At 68.1% G+C, this 17,927-nt stretch carries 17 protein-coding genes; 4 read left to right on the top strand and 13 right to left on the bottom strand.

Annotated features, from left to right (window positions below; translation table 11 throughout):
• Positions 1–18 precede the first annotated feature (18 nt).
• Entirely contained in the window at positions 19–939 is a 921-nt protein-coding gene (locus OG474_RS06415; RefSeq protein ID WP_405061272.1) for a DUF4349 domain-containing protein, read from the top strand.
• A 6-nt stretch (positions 940–945) separates the two neighbouring features.
• On the opposite strand, the gene OG474_RS06420 is transcribed toward OG474_RS06415, so the two are convergent.
• The gene (locus tag OG474_RS06420) at positions 946–1,698 is read right to left on the bottom strand and encodes a ParA family protein (RefSeq protein WP_405061273.1); all 753 of its coding nucleotides are present in this window, start codon (positions 1,696–1,698) and stop codon (positions 946–948) included.
• Between the two features lie 93 nt (positions 1,699–1,791).
• On the opposite strand from OG474_RS06420, the gene OG474_RS06425 reads away from it, so the two are divergent.
• Positions 1,792–2,670, top strand: coding sequence for an alpha/beta fold hydrolase (locus OG474_RS06425; RefSeq protein WP_405061274.1), 879 nt, complete (start codon positions 1,792–1,794; stop codon positions 2,668–2,670).
• Between the two features lie 1,191 nt (positions 2,671–3,861).
• On the opposite strand, the gene OG474_RS06430 is transcribed toward OG474_RS06425, so the two are convergent.
• The 5 genes from OG474_RS06430 to OG474_RS06450 all read right to left on the bottom strand — a co-directional run bounded on the left by OG474_RS06430 (position 3,862) and on the right by OG474_RS06450 (position 10,205).
• Complete coding sequence (locus OG474_RS06430; RefSeq protein WP_405061275.1) at positions 3,862–4,860, bottom strand: hypothetical protein; 999 nt, start codon at positions 4,858–4,860, stop codon at positions 3,862–3,864.
• A gap of 11 nt (positions 4,861–4,871) precedes the next feature.
• Positions 4,872–6,986 carry a hypothetical protein gene (locus tag OG474_RS06435; RefSeq protein WP_405061276.1) on the bottom strand — a complete coding sequence of 705 codons (2,115 nt, stop codon included), beginning with the start codon at positions 6,984–6,986 and terminating at the stop codon, positions 4,872–4,874.
• Positions 6,983–8,506 (bottom strand): family 43 glycosylhydrolase, encoded by a 1,524-nt coding sequence (locus OG474_RS06440; RefSeq protein WP_405061277.1) that lies wholly within the window; start codon positions 8,504–8,506, stop codon positions 6,983–6,985. Before OG474_RS06440 ends, OG474_RS06435 begins: the two co-directional genes overlap by 4 nt.
• Positions 8,507–8,610: 104 nt before the next feature.
• Positions 8,611–9,693 (bottom strand): hypothetical protein, encoded by a 1,083-nt coding sequence (locus OG474_RS06445; RefSeq protein WP_405061278.1) that lies wholly within the window; start codon positions 9,691–9,693, stop codon positions 8,611–8,613.
• Positions 9,690–10,205, bottom strand: coding sequence for an RNA polymerase sigma factor (locus OG474_RS06450; protein ID WP_405061279.1), 516 nt, complete (start codon positions 10,203–10,205; stop codon positions 9,690–9,692). Before OG474_RS06450 ends, OG474_RS06445 begins: the two co-directional genes overlap by 4 nt.
• 201 nt (positions 10,206–10,406) lie before the next feature.
• Here OG474_RS06450 and OG474_RS06455 point away from each other — a divergent pair, with 201 nt between their 5' ends.
• Together OG474_RS06455 and OG474_RS06460 are read left to right on the top strand one after the other, a co-directional pair.
• Complete coding sequence (locus OG474_RS06455; protein WP_405061280.1) at positions 10,407–11,213, top strand: hypothetical protein; 807 nt, start codon at positions 10,407–10,409, stop codon at positions 11,211–11,213.
• Positions 11,210–11,524, top strand: coding sequence for a hypothetical protein (locus OG474_RS06460; protein ID WP_405061281.1), 315 nt, complete (start codon positions 11,210–11,212; stop codon positions 11,522–11,524). The genes OG474_RS06455 and OG474_RS06460 overlap by 4 nt, the downstream gene beginning before the upstream one ends.
• A 2-nt stretch (positions 11,525–11,526) precedes the next feature.
• Here the strand turns inward: OG474_RS06460 and OG474_RS06465 are convergent, their stop codons facing one another.
• The 7 genes from OG474_RS06465 to OG474_RS06495 form a co-directional block, all read right to left on the bottom strand.
• The gene (locus OG474_RS06465) at positions 11,527–12,477 is read right to left on the bottom strand and encodes an ATP-binding cassette domain-containing protein (protein WP_405061282.1); all 951 of its coding nucleotides are present in this window, start codon (positions 12,475–12,477) and stop codon (positions 11,527–11,529) included.
• A gap of 3 nt (positions 12,478–12,480) precedes the next feature.
• On the bottom strand, positions 12,481–13,296 hold the full coding sequence (locus OG474_RS06470; protein WP_405061283.1) for an ABC transporter permease: 816 nt from the start codon (positions 13,294–13,296) through the stop codon (positions 12,481–12,483).
• The gene (locus OG474_RS06475; protein WP_405061284.1) at positions 13,289–14,086 is read right to left on the bottom strand and encodes an ABC transporter permease; all 798 of its coding nucleotides are present in this window, start codon (positions 14,084–14,086) and stop codon (positions 13,289–13,291) included. Before OG474_RS06475 ends, OG474_RS06470 begins: the two co-directional genes overlap by 8 nt.
• A gap of 332 nt (positions 14,087–14,418) precedes the next feature.
• Positions 14,419–15,252, bottom strand: coding sequence for an alpha/beta fold hydrolase (locus tag OG474_RS06480; protein WP_405061285.1), 834 nt, complete (start codon positions 15,250–15,252; stop codon positions 14,419–14,421).
• 236 nt (positions 15,253–15,488) lie between these two features.
• Entirely contained in the window at positions 15,489–16,349 is an 861-nt protein-coding gene (locus OG474_RS06485) for a RecB family exonuclease (protein ID WP_405061286.1), read from the bottom strand.
• Between the two features lie 13 nt (positions 16,350–16,362).
• On the bottom strand, positions 16,363–16,971 hold the full coding sequence (locus OG474_RS06490) for a MarC family protein (protein ID WP_405064547.1): 609 nt from the start codon (positions 16,969–16,971) through the stop codon (positions 16,363–16,365).
• A gap of 5 nt (positions 16,972–16,976) precedes the next feature.
• Positions 16,977–17,861 carry a PHP domain-containing protein gene (locus OG474_RS06495; RefSeq protein WP_405061287.1) on the bottom strand — a complete coding sequence of 295 codons (885 nt, stop codon included), beginning with the start codon at positions 17,859–17,861 and terminating at the stop codon, positions 16,977–16,979.
• Positions 17,862–17,927: the final 66 nt, after the last annotated feature.

Here is a 17,927-nt window from a genome sequence, read left to right on the forward strand (position 1 = left end):
CACGAGAGGGGCTGGGTGATGAGGCGCAAGGGTGGGATAGCTGTGCTGGCCGCCGTTGGACTGGTGCTGCTGGCCGGTTGCGGCGCGAGCGGCAGTGACAGTGCGAGTGACGGCAGTGGCAGCAGGGGTGACACGGCGCAGCAGCCGGAGAGTGCCGTCGGCAACAGCGGCGGCAAAGCAGTAGGCGGTCAGGCGCAGCCGAAGGCTCCGGTCGCGGATCAGCCGACCGTGACACGCGCGATCATCAGGACCGGTTCACTGACTGTCGAGGCCGACGACGTCAACAAGCGTCGCCAGGAAGCCATCACGGTGATCACCGGCCTCAAGGGCCAGATCGCCTCGGAGAACACCGGCGACGACCCGAGCGGCCGGGTCAGTACGGCGAATCTCGTGCTGAAGGTGCCGAGTACGTCGTACGACACCGCTGTTGAGCGCCTTTCCGGCCTCGGGAAGCGGCTGCAGATCCACCAGGAGTCCACCGACGTCACCGAGCAGGTCGTCGACGTGGACAGCCGGATCCGTACCCAGCGCGCGAGCCTGGACCGGATGCGCGCACTGCTCGCCAAGGCGAACACCATCGGCGAGATCGTCTCGGTGGAGTCCGAGCTGACGCGCCGCGAGGCAGACCTCGAAGCACTGCTCGCGAAGCAGAAGAACCTCGCGCTCCAGACCGAGCTGGCCACTCTGAATCTGACGCTGACCAGCAAAGACACCCCACCGGTCGTGACCAACCCGGATCGCGGTTTCCTCGGCGGTCTCAAGGGCGGGTGGCACGCGTTCACCGCCACGTTCTCCGCGCTGGCGACCGCGCTGGGCGCCGTTCTCCCGTTCGCCATCCTGCTCGCGCTGATCGGCGTACCGATCCTGTGGTTCCGTCGCCGCCTCCGCCGCCCGGCAGCTCCCACCACCCCGCCCCCGGCCGACCCCAACCCCGCCTAGCCCCGGTTAGAGCAGGGAGGCGGCGAGGGCTCGGTAGGCCTTGGCGCCGGGGGAGGTCGGCGCGGTGGTGAGGATGGTCTCGCCGACCGCGGGCGCCTCGGCGAACCGGATCGACTTCGGGATCGCCGGGGCGAGCACGTCGAGCGAGTAGGTCTCGGCGATCGTGTCGAGGACCGCGCGGGCATGGGTCGTGCGGCCGTCGTACAGCGTCGGAAGCACGCCGAGCACCTGGAGTCCTGGGTTGGTCAACTGCTGGACATCGTGGATGGTGTCGAGCAGCTGGCCGACGCCACGATGCGCCAATGTCTCGCACTGCAAGGGAATCAGCACCTCGGTCGCCGCGGACAGCCCGTTCACCGTCAGCAGGCCGAGGGTCGGCGGGCAGTCCACGATGATCCAGTCGTACGACGAACGCATCGATCGCAAGGCCGTCCGCAGCACCTGCTCCGGGCCGCTCTCGCGGGCCAGCTGCACCTCGGCGGCAGCAAGCTCGATCGTCGCCGGCAACAAGTCCGGCCCTTCCTCGAACTCGATCAGCACATCGCGCGCCTGCACGCCGCCGAGCAGCACGTGGTGGATCGACTTGTCCAGGTCCTCGGGGTCGATGCCGATCGAGAACGTCAGGCACGCCTGCGGATCGAGGTCCACCAGCAGCACCCGCTGCCCGAGCTCGGTCAGGGCAGCACCGAGCGTGGCGACGGTGGTCGTCTTGGCCACGCCGCCTTTCTGGTTGGCAACCGCGAGAGTGCGAGGAGGCACCCGGCCATTGTGCCGCACCACGGAACGCCCGGTGCATTTGCCCGTGTCTGTCCGGACGAATACTGCGACGTTGAACGGCTACTCTCTTGACTTGTGAGTACGCCACGCACCATGACGCTGCCGGACGGGGTTCATCCAGCCACTCTGGAGACCGCCCGTGGCTCCTTCGCGACGCTGCGAGCAGAGCCCGAGATCGGTACGCCGCTCGGCACCGTACTGCTCGTCCCCGGGTGGACCGGCAGCAAGGAGGACTTCACTCCACTGCTCGACCACCTGGCGCGCTATGGCTGGATTGCGGTGGCTGTTGACCAGCGCGGTCAGTTCGAGACTCCCGGTCCGAGCGAGGCCTCGGCGTACACGCTTGAGGAGTTCGGCGCGGACGTAGTAGCCATGAGCGAGGCCCTCGGCGGCTACAGCCAACTGGTGGGGCACTCGTTCGGCGGACTGGTCGCACGGGAGGCGGTGCTCATCGATCCGTCGGTGTTCTCCACCCTCACGCTGCTCTGCACCGGACCGGCCGGTTTCACCAACGAGGAAACCGTGCAGGGGCTCCAGATGCTCGCGTTCGGCCTGGACAACCTGCCGATCGAGCAGGTCTACGACCTGAAGCTCGAGCACGACGCGAAGAACCCCGGGTACGTCGACCCGCCGGAAGAGATCGCGGCGTTCGTCCGCAAACGGTTCATCAGCAACACCCCCGCCGGCCTGGCCGCGATCACCCGCCACCTGACCACAGCAGTGGACAAAACCGACCAACTCGCGAAGTCCGGCGTCCGCACCCAACTCGTCTACGGCGAAACCGACGACGGCTGGCCGCTCCCCGTCCAGAACGACGTAGCCGAACGCCTAGGCATCCAGCCCCAAATGGTCCCTGACGCCGGCCACTCCCCCGCCATCGAACAACCAGCCACCACCGCCCGCCTCCTGGTCGACTTCTTCCACGACCAAGCCCAGTTCACCAACATGGTCTAAACCCGCGCCCCCTGCGCCGCAGTGCTGCTCAACAAAGGGGCGGGCGGAGCACGCGACGCAGGAGCGGGCGTGCCCCGGAGCGAGGGATCGGGCGGGAACGCGCCGCCCATCTCGCCGCCTCGGCTGGGCGCCAGGCACTCGCCACTGCGATGCACGATTCACGGATGATCACTGCCGCTCCGTGACAGTAGAACTCCGTGGACCTGCGGACGCGCCCCACATCGCGCCTTTGCGGGGTTGGAGTGCCCCGATTCGCGCCGTACCGGACAGGCCGGACACGCACACGGTGGCTGGCCGCCGCCGCGGCCGGATTTACTGAAGCGCTAAGCGGGCGTGGTCTGTGGCTGAGGGGGACGGCGAGGCCGGTGACCGCGCGCCCGCTGCTTGAGCTTCCGGGCTTCGGTTGCGGTCCGAAAAACGAGGGGATCTCCCCGCAAGTTGCTGGTTCTCCCCTCAAATTTTGAGCAGAGAAGGGCCAACTTGAACAGATATCCAGCCAAATTTCCGCAGGCCAGGCAGGCCAGGCAGGCGAGGCAGGTGACCCGAACCGCAGTGGTCAACCGCGGCGGCGAGTCAGCTGACAGGCCTCCTCATCGTCGGGAGCAACCACCCCGACGGGTCAGCTAGCAAGCCTCCTGATCGTCGGGAGCAACCACAACCCGTCAGCCACAGGCGACGGGGAACCTCGGTCACCGGCCGCACCATCCGGCCCAGCCACAGACCAGCCCAAGCCACCCGTCTCAGTAAATCCGGCCGCAGCGGCGACCAGCCACCGCGAACGCCGCCGGCCGAATCCGAGCGGCGGGACGGGACGAGCACATCCGGGACGGCGGGGTTCCTGGCCAGACAAAGCCCTCAGCTACAGCGACCGATCACCCGTCGCGATCCCGCTCCCCAAATCGGTTCGGGGAGAGTCTCCTCCTCCCGGAGAGCGGACCGGGGAGCATCCACCCCCCGAATCGGTCCCAAATCCTCCCCAAACCAGTTTGGGGAGGACGCCGCCGGCCAAATCGCAACAGGCTCCCAGCGGCAGCAGAACTCCGTAGACCTCCTACCCGGAGATACGGCAGCCGGTCGAGCTGCCGGAGCGTGTCCCACCCAACCGCGCCCTTCCCCACAGCGGCCGCCGCAGCAAGAGGGCGCGCCGCGGCGGCCGGCGCGACGACGTCGGTCGAATGGGCACGCCCGGAATCAGGTGTGGTCGGGCGGGAAGCAGCCGCTCCAGGAGATTGCCCGCGGACTCGGCCCGAGCCCGTCGTACCCGCCCGCCGACACCATCCGGCCGCGGTCGAGCAGGTGGCTGATGTTGCTCCACTCCGGCAGCTCGATGCGCGTGCCGTCCGCCTTGATGATCACGGATCCCTCGTTCAGCGACGGCTCGATCGCGACGTCGCCGTTCGCGTTGATCGAGTTCACCGGCCGCTCACGCGTCTCGACGGCCAGCGTGGCGAGATTCCACACCAGCCCGGTCCAGCTGCCGTCGGCGAGCTGCTCCTTGCCCCCGATCCAGTCACCGCGAACCTCCTGCACCCGGGTCGACTCGCCTTGCTTGACCGGCAATTCGCTTCCGGACAGCCGCCAGTCCTTCCAGACCCAACCGGCGTTCCCGGTCGGCGTCTGCACGTTGCCGACCACTACGCCCTTCTCGCTGATGTCGGTCACGACGGTCGACCACTTGGAATCCAGGCGGACAGGATCAGCACCCTTCGGCCAGACCACTCCGACGAAGCTGAACGTCACCGGGTCCCAGCCGTACCCGGCGATGTCGCCTCGGTTGTTGATCGCGCTGACAGTCAGGTCCTCCACACCGGCCGGTCCAGCAAGGTCCTTGTAGGAGCCGCCGGACCACGTCCAGGGGTGACTGCCACCGGTCGCGTCCCCGGTGTACCCGACCACCATGCCGTCGTTGTTGACGTCCACCGCCTGGCTGTGGAACTCGGGCTGCTTGTCGAGCCACTTCGGCACGCCGTCATCCCACAGGACCGGCCGCATCGCGGAGTGGTCCTTGAGCGTGCTTTCACCGAGCAGATAGCGCCCGGTGTCGTCGCCTGCGGTCACCCAGGCGGTTCCGTTGGCCGGTGTCTCCGGAGCAGGCTGCAAGACGTTCAGCGTGCAGCCTGTGGTCGCGGCGTGGGCCGGGACGGTCAGTGCGGACAGGGCTAATGCTGCCGCGGCGAGCTTCGCAATCACTGGTGGTCCTCTCAGTTGGCGGTGAGAACTTGGGCTTTCATGCCCGGATGCGGGCTGACGATGGTCCACCCGGTAGTTCCTTGCTCGAACCCGCCGTTGGTGACGGTGAGCCCGACGGCCTCGATCTCGTCGTACCCGACGTCGATCAGGTAGTCGCCGACGCCCTGCTGCTCGCACAACGCGAACTGCAGCACCACGGACGACTCCCCGCGGGCGAACTCGCTGACGTCGATCGCGCCCCAGTTGCCCTGGCCGTTCATCCACAGCTTCGGCGCCTCGGCCGCGTCGAGATTGCTGAGCAGCTTCTTGCCCTTCGACGTCACGATCGTCACCTGCTTCAGGTGGTAGCCCTTGAGGTCCGCCGACAGTCCGTCGTAGTCCCACCAGGAGATCTCGTACCGCGGCGCGTTCGGGTCGACGGCCATCCGCTGCTCGGCCCAGATACAGGCGCCCGTCCCGGTCGCCGTCCGCTCCGGCACGAACAGGCTGAGCCGGCCCTTGCCGTACATCGCGCTGTTGCGGATCGTCCCCACACCACCAGGCTGGTACGCCGTACCTGTCGTCGGCAGGTCACCCGGGATCGGCGTGGACGGGGTGGTCGGCACCGCAGGCCGCTGCTGGCCACCGAACGCGGCCGCGATCACGTCGTACACGTCCTTGGCTTGCTGCGGTGTGACCTTCTCGATCGCGCCGTAGATGACCGGGCTCTGCTGCTTGAACTGCCAGCCGCGGGTGGCCGGGTTCACGTCCTCGAAACCGAAGTTCGGCACTGTGAAGCCGGTCGGGACGAGACTGTCGAAGCCGACGTCGATCGGGAAGTTGGCCGCATTCTGGACGTAGAGCTTCAGGCTCAGCTTCGCGCTGGTCTTGCCGCGCAAGGCGGCGGTCAGGTCGACCGAGGCGGGCGCCCAGGTGAACCTGAACTCGTCGGCGACATCCGATCGCCAGACCACCTGGTCGTCGATCAGCACTTCCTTGTAGAGCTTGCCCGACTTCGCCGGCGTCCGGCTGATCTGGTCGTAGGTCGCAAAGCGCAAGCTATAGCTCGTCGCCGACGGATCGACGGTGACCTGCTGGTACGCCTCACTGAACCCACCAGGATCCGCGGTCGTGTAGTTGCCCTGGGCAAAGCTCAACCGCCCGTCACCCGTCTGGGCGAGGTTGTTCGAGGCAACGGTCTGCCGGCGGTCGTGGTTGACCGGGGCGCCATAGGCAACGATCCCGCCGATCCGCCCGTCCGCGGCATACGGCATCGCCTGCTTGAGCGACTCCGCGACGTACTCGGGGCTCGGTGGTAGCGCCGCATCCAGGAAGCGGTCGGTGTAGAGCAGCAGGATCAGGTCGAGGTGCCGCGGGTTCAGCTTCGCGATCAGTTCGTCCATCTGGGTGGCGACGAAGCGCGGATCCGTGGTGCTCTGGGCACCACCGAGATACGGGAACAGGACCCCGTCGATGTACGGCGCGAGTTTGTCCAGGTGCTCGTCGGTGTAGTCCCATCGGTACATCGTGGTCAGGAAGCCCAGGTTCGGGTTGATCGCGTCCTGGGTCGCCTTGATCTGCCCGAGGTACGCGGTCGTGAACAGCTTGCTGTTGTCACCGACCAGGAAGTCGTCGATCTGCCAGGCCTTGATGTTCGGGTACTGCAGCGAGAGCGTCGCGATGTTGCGCGCCCAAGCGATGAAGTCGAGCTTGAAAGGACGCGAGCAATAGCCCTCCAGATACGGACCCTCGGCGCGGTCCGCCTGGCACTCCGACGGCGGAACCAGGTCCACCCAGACGTCGATCCCGGCCGCCCGGGCGAGCGGCGCGAACTCGCTGCGCAGGTCGTCCCAGTCCGTCGGCGACTCCCAGATCCCGAACAGGTACGTGTTCACGTTCATCGCCTGCAGTCGCTGGATCAGCTTGGGCGAGTCGTAGTGGTACCGGCCGTCGGCGCGCGGCTTGGTCTCGCGAGTCTCCGCGTCGACGGTGTTCCCACCGGTCTTCGAGGTCAGTACGCCGCCGGGCGGGATGATGCCCTTCGTCCGGGTCTTCACATCCGGGAGCTGCAACCCCGGCTTAGCCATGGCCTGCTGCCCACCGACTGCGAGCGCGACCGCCGCGATCAGCGCCACCCAGCGCTTCACCCGACCTTCTCCAGCTTCCACTGCTGGCAGGCGCCTTGCCAGTACGGCCAAACCCGGACGTCAGCCCCGGCCGCGGTCGAGCAGGCATCCACCTCCAGCGTCTTGCCGCCGATCTTCGAGGTCACCTTGTAGTACCCGTTGCCGAGAGCATCGAAGTACCACTCCTGACAGTCACCACCCCAGTACGGCCACTGGATCACGTCGGCGTGGTTGGCGGCCGAGCACCCGGCGACGTCGAGCGCCTTCCCGCTGTGATTGGCGAGCACCTTGTACGACCCGTCGCCGTTGTAGCTGATCTTCCATTGCTGGCAGGCGGCGCCGCCGGCGGTCCAGACCTGCACGTTCGCCGCGTCGGCCGTCGAGCAGGAAGCGACCTCGAGCAGGTTCTGCGGGTTGTTCTTCGGCGACAGCTTGTAGGTGCCATCGGCAAGGATGTCGGCCCCCGGGTCGCCGCTCGGCAGGGTGACCGACTCCCACGCAGCCTTCGGTACGCCGAGCTGCGGTCGCCCGGCGGCGTCGTACGAGACCTTGCCGATCCGTACGGCGCGACCCGCGCTGCAACTGCCGACCGGCGAACCGTTCGAGCTGGTGACGCCGTGGTAGACGATCCAGGTCTCCTTGCCATCAGGCGAGGTGAAGAAGCCGTGGTGACCGGTGCCGAAGACCCAACCGGCGTCGTTGCGCTTGAAGACCGGGCCGGTCGACTTGGTCCACGAGGACTGACTGAGGACATCGGAGCCGGTCAGCTCCAGGGCGCCGAGCGAGTAGTCGGGCGACTCGCAGGCGCTCGCGGAGTAGTAGATGTAGACCTTGCCGTTGTGGATCAGCGAGACCGGGCCCTCGGTGACCTTGCGGCCGTTCTGCTCCCAGGACTGGTCCGGGGTCGTGAGCAACGCCGGCGGGCCGCTGATGGTCCACGGGTTGCTCATCGGGGCGATGTAGAGGTTCTGGCCGTTGGCGCGGCCGCTCGACCAGAGATGGAACAGGCGGCCGTCGGGCAGCTTCATGACGCTGCCGTCGATCGAGTGGAAGTCGCCGGTGTCCAGCTTGGCCTTGAACGTGTACGGTCCCATCGGATGATCGGCCTCGAGGACGAACATCCGGTGCTGGGAGTCGGTGCCGTTGTCGGCGGTGTAGTAGAGGTACCACTTGCCGTCGAGCTGATGGATCTCCGGCGCCCACAGGTTGCAGCAGGCCTGATCAGGCCGCGGCGGCGGCTGCCAGAGGGTCTGCTGGGCGGCGGTCGCAAGACCCGCGACCGACGGGGCCGAAACGCCGACCAGCTTGTCGCCGTGCGTGTAGAGCAGGTGGTAGTTGCCCTCGGCAAAGACCATCCAGGGGTCGGCGGCGTTCTCCCGGATCGGATTGCGGACCGTGTTCGGGCGGGCCGGCAGGACGTCGGCCGGCGCCTGGGCCCGCGACTGTGGCGTCGGCGCCGGAGCCGCGTCGCTGGTGATCGGCAAGAACGCCGAGAGCACCAGCGATGCCCCTACTACGAGCCCGGACAGCACTCTGGCCATGCGTCACCAACCTCACCCATCGTGTCGATGCGCACACGATGACACGGCGAGGACGGGCCCGTCCGGTGTTTCGATCCTGCTCGAAGACCACTTTCAGCAGGCCGTCAGGGGACGGGCTGCACGGCGGGCTCGATCCGCAGGTTCTCCAGGCCGACCGGGGCCAGCGCCGACTTCACCGAATCCGTGTAGACCAGTAGCCGGACGTTCTCGCTGGCACCGTCCATCTGCGTGTACGACGCGGTGATGCCGAGGTCGTTGCGGTTCATCAGGCCGGCCACCTTGGTGGAGAGCCGGTCGGCGTCCCCTTGGCTCAACCGGACCGGGGCCACGCAGAGGTTGCCGTCGTAGACCTGCTCGAACGCCGTCCGGAACGCCGCGCGGTCGCCGTGCGCGACTCCCACGAAGACGACGACCGGCTTGGTCCGGCCCTCGCCGTACGGGTGGTAGACGGCGGGACCGAAGGCCTGGTCACGGTGCTTGTCGAGGAACTGCGCGACCTTGGGGTCCTGCACATTGCTCGGCTTCGCCGGCCAACCGCCCTTCGGCGGCGGGCACGGGAGCGGCGGGGTCACGAGGTCGCGGTCCGGGATCGGCGCGGTCTGCACCTGAACGGCGATCGTCCGGCCGGTCCAGATGCCGGTGAGCGCGGCGCGGCCGGTCTGGACGCCGTGGATGGTCACGAGGTCGGTCAGGCGGCTCACGTCCACGCCCTTCAGCGTGACTTTGAGTCCCTCCGGACAAGTGGGGGCCGGGGCCTTGCCTGGCCGGTAGCCGATCATCGGGACCGGGCGTGACGGGCAGAAGACCGGCGCGGTGTTGGGCGCCGCGATCACCTCGCCGCTCACCCGCACCTTGCTGCCGTCGCGGACCAGCAGGTCGTCGCCCGAACCGGTGCGTTGGTTGCCGTCGGCAAACGACTGGGCGATCTCGGGGGTCGCTGCGGCTGCCGGAAGCGTCGCCGGGCCGGGTTGCGGAGCGGCGGCCGGTGCGTTGCCTTTGCCCGGGAGCACGGTCAGCGTGACCGCCGCCACCGCGACGATGCTGGCCGCGGCCAGCGCCGGCACCCAGCGCCGCGGCCGCGCGCCGGTGATCCGCTCCAGATCCGGCTCGGGTGCCGACGGCTGCTCGGAACGCCACTGCGCCCCGGACCGCACCAGCAGGTCGTCGACCTCGTCGATCGGATTCATTCGCTGACCTCCAGCAATGTGCGCAGGCGGGCCCGCGCATCGGACAACGTGGACTTCACGGTGCCCTCGGAACACCCCATGACCGCGGCCGTGTCGGCGACCGACAGATCCGCGAAGTAGAAACAGTCGACCGCCAGCCGCTGCCGCGCCGGCAACTCCGCCAGCGCCTGACCGACATCGATCCGCCCCTCGACATCAGGCCGCACCCCCGGCCCGTCGTACTCCTCGAGCACCCCGGCCGGCCGCACGCGCTTCGCGGCCTTCCGCGCCTGGTCAGCCGTGATCGCCAGCAACCACGCCGAGGCGGTCCCCCGGCTCCCGTCGTACTGGCCGCGCTTGGCCCAGGCTCGCGCCAAGGCCTCCTGCACGATGTCGTCCCGGTCGGCGCCCAGGCCCAACCGGCCCGCCAACCGAGCCATCGCCCCCACATGCGGCCGCACCCACTCGACAAAGCCGGGCCCATCCCCCGGCGGCCCCGCGGCCACCAAGGCTTCACCCGTCAACGTCGGCATACCTGTTCTACCCCTCGAATCCCACTTCGGTTGGGTCCCAACCCACATTTCAACGACACCGTCACCCCCAAGTCACCCGCACCCGACCCTTCGTAACCACCCCGAGTTATCCACAGATCCCGAATCCCACCCCACAGCCCCCGCCGAACTCCCTACCGTCGAAGGACGAACCGTTCGAGCCGAAGGGAAACGATGTCCGGGGTGAGGGATTTGCCGGAGCCGGCCGACCTGCATGCCTGGGTCAGCGCGGCCCATGGCCGACTCGACTGGGGCGACCGGATGCCGAGCAAGGCCGAGCTCGCAGCACAGTACGGCGAAGGAGCCGCGGCGGAGAGTCTGCGGCTGCTCGCCAAGGCGGCTGAGGCCGAACCACGGATCACCCGCGCCGTGCTCACCGCGATCGGGACCGAGGCAACGCCGTACCAGCTGAAGAACCGGCTGAAGTCGCCGCAGTCGCTGGCCCGCAAGCTCGTCAGGTACCACGACCTCTACCAGCGGACCGGCAGGTCTCCTGAGGACGTCCTTCGCTACACAGCTGCCGTCGCCCGACCCGATCAGCTCACGGCCGCGGCCGTCCGGACCATCGACCGGCTGAAGGCTCAGCAGGCCGAGGTAGCCGGCGCCCGGCACTCGTACGTCGATGGGAGCCGCTACAAGGGTCTGCACGCCTTCCTGCAGAGCTATGACCAGCGCTATGAGCTGCAGATGCATTCGGCCGAGTCGATCGACATCAAGGAGCAGACCACCTCGCTGTACGAGATCGAGCGGGACACCAGCCAACCTCCCGAGGTCCGCGCCGCCGCCCGGCGCGAATGCATCGAGCTGTCCAGCGCGATGACCCAGCCCACCGGGATCGGCGATCTCAGCGAGCTGGGCGGAGTCCCGGTCCGCGCCCTTGGTTACGGTGGGCAAGCCGCCCGGGCCGCGTGCGGCGAGCGCACGCCGACCAGCGACGCACCACGGCCGCGGCAGCCGAGCCTGCAGCGACAGGAAGGGATCACCCGATGACTCGCTTGTTCTTCATCAAGGACGGGGCGGACGTGCTGTGGGTGGGCGCGTTGGTGGATGAGGATGTCTGGACCTATGTCGGGAACACGGGGAAGTTTCATCGCAACGACGGGGCCCGGCACGACTACTTCTTCCTGAACGAGCTGCAGTACGTCGACATCGGGATCGCGGAGGCGGAGCGGGCGATCCGGAGCGGGGTGGGGCAGGTGGACGAGGTCGAGCTCGCGGACTCGCTCGCGCGCTGGCGCGCGGACGAGAGCGCGATGCACCCCGAGGTGGTGTTCGCCTCGCTGGTGGCCGACCTCGCCTGAGGTCAGGAGGTCGGGGTGTAGAGCTGGGTGATGATGGATTCGATCGTGGGTTCGGCGATGGTCAGGTCGGCCAGGGGGTAGTTGGCGGCCAGGTGAGCCACCAACGGAGCCGCGCTGGTTGTCGGGGGGAAGGTCAGGTGCTGGCGGGGGCCGTCGACCTTGGTGACGGTCGCGCCGGGGACCTCGATGGGTGGGAGAGAGGTGGCCAGGTCCACGACCAGGGTTCTGGGGGCGGACTGGCTGGCTCGGAGGGTCGGGAGGGTTCCGTCGAAGATCTGGCGGCCGTGGTCGATGACCATGACGCGGGTGCAGAGGGCCTCGATGTCATCCAGGTCGTGAGTGGTGAGGATGACGGTGATCTTGCGTTCCGCGTTGACCTCGGCAAGGAACTCGCGCAGACGAGCCTTGCTGATGACATCCAGCCCGATGGTGGGCTCGTCGAGATAGACGATCTCGGGGTCGTGCAGGAGCGCTGCCGCGATGTCGCCGCGCATGCGCTGGCCCAGTGAGAGCTGACGGACCGGTACGTCGAGCAGGTCGCCGAGGTCGAGCAGTTCCACGAAGGTGGCCAGGTTCTCGCGGTGCCGGGCGATCGGGACGCCGTACATCTTCTGCAGGACCGCGAAGGAGTCCTTCAGCGGGAGGTCCCACCACAATGTGGTGCGCTGGCCGAAGACGACGCCGATCCGCTTGGCCAGCTTGAGCCGATGCTTGGACGGGTCGACGCCGGCGACCCGGATCGCGCCGCTGCTCGGGACCAGGATGCCGGTGAGCATCTTGATCGTGGTGGACTTCCCGGCGCCGTTCGGGCCGATGTAGCCGACGACCTCGCCCGGCTCGACGCTGAACGACAGACCGTCGACCGCGCGCACCTCGCGCTTGGTCCGGCGCAATCCGTTCCGGGACGTGACGGTGAAGGCCCGCGACACGTCTTCTAGTTCGATGACTGGCACGATTCAGCTCCCTGTACTGCGATAGCGACGAAGACCGCCGCGCCAGCCGAGGGCCGCGAACGCGACCATCACCACAGCGGCGAGCGGGGACAGCAGACCGATCCACGAGGGCAGACCCAGCGGGGCCTGTTTGCCCAGCACATAGAGGACCGGATAGAAGTTGACGAAGGCAAGAGGTACGACGAACGTGACGGCCCGGACGATGTCCTTCCCGAAGGCGGTCAACGGGTACTGCGTCAGCGTCCGCCCGCCGTACGTGAACGAGTTGGCCAGCTCGGCGGAGTCGATCGCGATGAACTGGAAGGCCGCGCCGAGCACGAAGAACGAGCCGAAGATCAGCGCGCCGGAGAGCGTGCCCACGACCAGCATGATGCCTTTGGCAACATTCCAGTCGACGTCGATGTGAGCCAGCGCGATCACCAGCACGACCAGTGCCTGCAGCACCCGCCCGATCTTGTCCAGCCGGAACTCGTCGGCCGCCGTCTGGATGATCGCCGGCACCGGGCGCACCAGGTAGGAGTCCAGCGAACCGCTGCGGATCCGCCGCCCGACCTGCTCGGTCTTCCCGACGACCAGGTCGGCGATCCCCATCGTCAGCGAGGAAGTTGCGTAGAGCAACGCCATCTCCGCCAGCGAGAAGCCGCCGAAGGCGTTGATATGACTGAACATCAGCAGCACCGCGACGAAGTCCGTGATCGTGATCAGGATCCCGGTGACCATCATCAGCGCGAACGACGCCGGATAGGCGAGCGTCGACCGGATCCACATCACCGCGAGCATCCAGAACTGTCCCGGAGCCTGCATGATTCGCTCAACCACCCTGGACCACCACCTTGCGCATCGCCAACTGGGTGAGCAACTGGCCGGCCAGGAACAGCACCAGGATCCAGCCGAGCTGGAAGAGCAGCGCGCCGCCGATACCGTTCGGGTTCCGGCCGAGCCAGATGTCGATCGGCACCTGCAGCGTGCCGGCCCACGGCGTCGCCCGCGCCAGCTCTCCGAACCAGCCCGGGAACACGACCAGCGGCAGGATCGTGCCGGAGAAGAACAGCGACACCATCATCGCGGCCGCCTCCATCCCGCGGGAGTCGGTGATCCAGAACGCCGACAACGCGACCAGGTAGCGGATCCCGAAGCTGACCAGGATCGCGAACACGAGGCCGACGGCAACGGCCAGCCACGCCACCACGCCGGACGGAAAGCGCAGATCGAAGACCAGGGCCCCGACCAGCAACGGGAGCCCGCCCCGCACGATCAGCTGGAACATCGCCCGGCCGAGGTCCATCGACAACCACCACACCAGCAGATGGGTCGGCCGGTACAGATCGACCGCGATCTCGCCGCTCCGGACCCGTTCCCCGAGCTCGATCGTCGTACTCGCGCCGAAGATCCCGATCGGCAGCAGCAAACCCTGCTGGAGCCACACGAACGTCAGCGCGTCATTGACGTCGTACCCGCCGAGTCCGGGTCGTTCGTGCCACAACGTCAGATACACCCCGCAGAGGATGAATCCGAACACGGAATTGGTGAACGCGCCGGACACAGTCGCGATCCGGTACGTCGAGAAGCGTCGGAACGACCGGATGGCGATCGCCCAATAGACGCCCACGGCAACCTCCTCTCAAAACCTCAAGAGCGGTGTCCGACAGCCCCTGAATGTCACAGCAGCACGCAGAACTACCCCGGATCCGTCAGGACCCGGGGGTTCGGACACCACTGTGGCAGGCGTGGGTGATCCCACGCCATTTTGTCAAGGAAAGATGCCGACCGTACGACGGCCGCGGCGTGGGCGTCAACTGGGTTTGCGTCGGGAACGACACGGAGTGGTCCGGCCGGAATCGTTTCCGGTCGTCCCGGCACGGCGGATCGAGGCAGTAGTACGTGTTCTTACCGACGAACCGGGCCGGCCGGAGACCCCTCAGACTCCGGCCGGCCGGGGGATCAGTCGGACTCGAGGACGCGGGCGAGGAGGGTGGCGAACTGCTCGGGGTGCTCGATATATCCGGCGTGGTGGCCGGGGAAGGTGACGACGGGCCAGCCGAGGTCCTCGGCGATCTGCTGGATCGGGCGGGCCGGGAGGTGCTCGATCGACTCGGCGCCGGCGGCGGGGACGATGCGGGCGGCAACCGCCTTGAGCGCGACCAGGTCGGGCCGGTAGCGGGTGAACGGGAGCAGTTTGTGCTCGTAGAAGTTGGCCGCGTTGGCCTGGAAGCGCAGGAACATCTCCAGCACCTCCGGGAACAGGTCCTCCGGTTTCGGCGGCTCGTCCTCGTCGGTGCCGATGCCGCGGCTGAACAGGACGTCGGCGGCCTGGACGCCGTCGGTCCGGTAGGTGTCGTGGACCTGCTCGAAGAACGCCCGGTGGTCGGCCGCGTCGGGCAGCACCTCGACGGCCGGGGGTTCGTGCGCGATCAGCAGCCGCACCCGGTCGGGGTGCCGGGTGATCAGTTCGAGGCCGGTGATCGCACCCGAACTACTCCCGAACACGTACGCCGGTTCGGTCCCGCCGACTGCATCGATCAGGGCCAGCGCGTCCTCGGCTGACTGGTCAACTCGCTCGTCGGCCGCGCCGCCGTCGTACAAACTGCGCGAGCAACCCCGCGGGTCGTACGCGACGACCGTGTAGTCCGCGGCGAGCCGGCCGACGATCCCGTCGAAGATCCCGGCGTCCGTCCCACCACCGGCGATCAGCAACAGCACCGGCCCCGAACCAGTCACCTCGTAGTGCAGCGTCGCGCCCGGCACAGCCAGCTTGTTCACCGTCTTGGTACCCATCGCACCCAACCCCTCTCCGCTCGTTGCCCCCACCCTCCCCCCACCCGCTGGCACGCCACGCACACCCCGCTGGCACGCCCCAATCCCACAACGTCCGAACGATCGGCAAGCCCCGTCTCCGGATCTTCGGACGTTACGAAGACCCGCGGTTAACGTCCGAACGATCGGAAGGCTCCGTCTCCGGATCTTCGGACGTTGCGAAAGGGCGGGGAGGGCGGAGGGCTGGTACGGCGGGGTTAGTCGGGGTCTTCGGTGGGTGAGAGGTCTTCCAGGGCGGACCAGGGGTCTCGGGGTGGGGCTACTCGGCGGCCTTGGGGGCAGATGCGGGCGAAGTCGCACCAGCCGCAGAGGGGAGAGGGTTCGGGTGGGAAGGCTTCGTCGGCTTCGGCGGGGGTGAGGCCCTCGGCCCAGCGGGATTCGGCGGCGGAGGCGTCATCGACGATGGACTCGGCGCGGCGTTGGTGGCGGGCGAGGGAGTCTTCGTCGTGGTCGGCGGCGACGATGGTGTTGGTGGGGAGGTGGTGCAGCTCGACGCGGGTGCAGGGGCGGTGCAGGACGCGGCGGGCGCCGAGGACGTAGAGCGCCATGGCGAGGGACGAGCGGGCGTCGGTCGAGGTGAGGGGGCGGCGGCCGGTCTTGTAGTCGACGATGGCCAGCTCAGTCCCGTCGCCGGAACGGGCCGGGCGTTCGTCGATGCGGTCGATCCGGCCGCGCAGGGAGGCCCGCGAGGTGGTGAAGGCGACTGTGCGTTCCACGCCGCGTGGTTCGTAGTACGGGTCGGAGTCCCGCAGGTAGCCGAGCACCATCTCGGTCGCGCGATCACGCCACTCCAGCGACTGGGCCTCGTCCCGGAAACCCTCGTTCCGCCAGCCTTCCCGGATGCGGGTGACGACCTCGTCCGGCGTACGGCGGGCAGCCGGCCAGCGGCCGAAGAAGTCCGCGAGCACCTCGTGAACGATGCCGCCGACCGTGTTGTGCGCCCAGGGCGGACCCTTCGGCGGGCGCGGCCGCTCGAGATACGTGTAGCGGTATTTGCGTTTGCAGTCCGCGAACGTCATCAGCTTGGTCGGTGTCGCGGTGAACAACCGCGTCGGCATGTCCGGAAGCACGTCACCCGGCCTTGATGAAGTCGCTCACCGCGTCCGCGACCAACTGGACCGCGATCGCACTCAGCAGCAGACCGGCGATCCGCGTCACCAGCAGGACGCCGTTCTCACCGAGCAGGCGCATGATCAGCCCGGAGAACCGGAGCGTCAGCCACATGATCAGGTGGATCGCGATGATGCCGACCGAGATCGCGACCACATCCGGCAGCGCCCCGTCGGCGCGCTGCACGAACACCATGGTGGCGACGATCGCACCCGGGCCGGCCAGCAACGGCGTACCCAATGGGACGAAGGCGATGTTGACGTTCTTGGTCTGGACCGGGTCCTCGGCGGTGTCGGTCAGCAACTGCAACGCGATCAGCAGAAGCAGCAGACCGCCCGCGCACTGCAGGGCCGGGAGCGTGATCCCGAGGTGGTGCAGGATCTGCTGACCGAACGCCGCGAACACCACGATCACGCCGAACGCGACCAGCACCGCCTGCCAGGCAGCGCGTTTGCGCACCGCACGGGACTGCCCGGCGGTCAGCGAGATGAAGACCGGGACGGTACCCGGCGGGTCCATGATCACGAAGAGCGTGACCACGACCTCACTGAGCAGCCCGAAGTTGATGATGCTGCTCACGGCAGGAACGCCTCGGGAACCTGTACGCCGACCGCGGCGGCCGCATTCGCCTTCGCGACCTCGAGAAGCCGCTCGAACTGCTCGGGGTCGGTCGTGTTCACCCCGAGATCGTGGTCGATCTTCCCGGCGCCGTGGTGGTCGCTCGAACCGGTCCGGATGATGCCGAGGTCATCCGCGATCCGGGTCAGCGCGGCCCGGGACTGCGGCGAGTGGTCCTGGTGCTCGACCTCGATCCCGGCCAGGCCGTGCTCGCCGACCAGCCGCGCGATCATGTCCTCGGTCATCACCTTGTAGCTGGACCGGCCCCACGGATGCGCGATCACCGGCACCCCGCCGGCCTCACGGACCAGGTCGATCGCGTGCCCGGGCTCGATCGCGTAGTGCGAGACGTGACCGGCCCGGCCGTCGGCCAGGAACCGGTCGAAGGCCTCGGTCCGGTTCGCAACCGTGCCGTTGGCAACCAATGCGTCGGCGACGTGCGGCCGCCCGACCGACGGCGTACCGGTCGCTTGGGCGAGCACCTCGCCGACGGTCACCGCGACACCGATGCTGTTGAGCCGGGCAACAATCGCCGGGATCCTGTCGGTCCGGCCGCCGCGGACCGTCCGGAGCTCCGCGGCCAACTGCTCCGACGACGGATCCAGCAGGTAGCCGAGCAGATGCACGCTGATTCCGTCGAGCTTGCAGGAGATCTCGATCCCCGGCACGAACCCGACCCCGAGCCGCTCCGCCGCCAGCCGCCCCTCCGTCCAGCCGTCGGCGGTGTCGTGATCGGTGAGCGCGATCACATCGAGCCCCGCCTGCTGGGCATGGGTGATCAGGTCGTCCACCGGATCGGTACCGTCCGAGCGGTTCGAATGGGTGTGCAGATCGATGCGCACGAGCGGTTGGGATCCCTTCGACGTGCCTGACATGGACATCTGTCAGTAGGGATGCTATCCGCCGAT

Origin of the sequence: Kribbella sp. NBC_01505 (assembly GCF_045040285.1) — a bacterium.
Lineage (GTDB): Bacteria > Actinomycetota > Actinomycetes > Propionibacteriales > Kribbellaceae > Kribbella.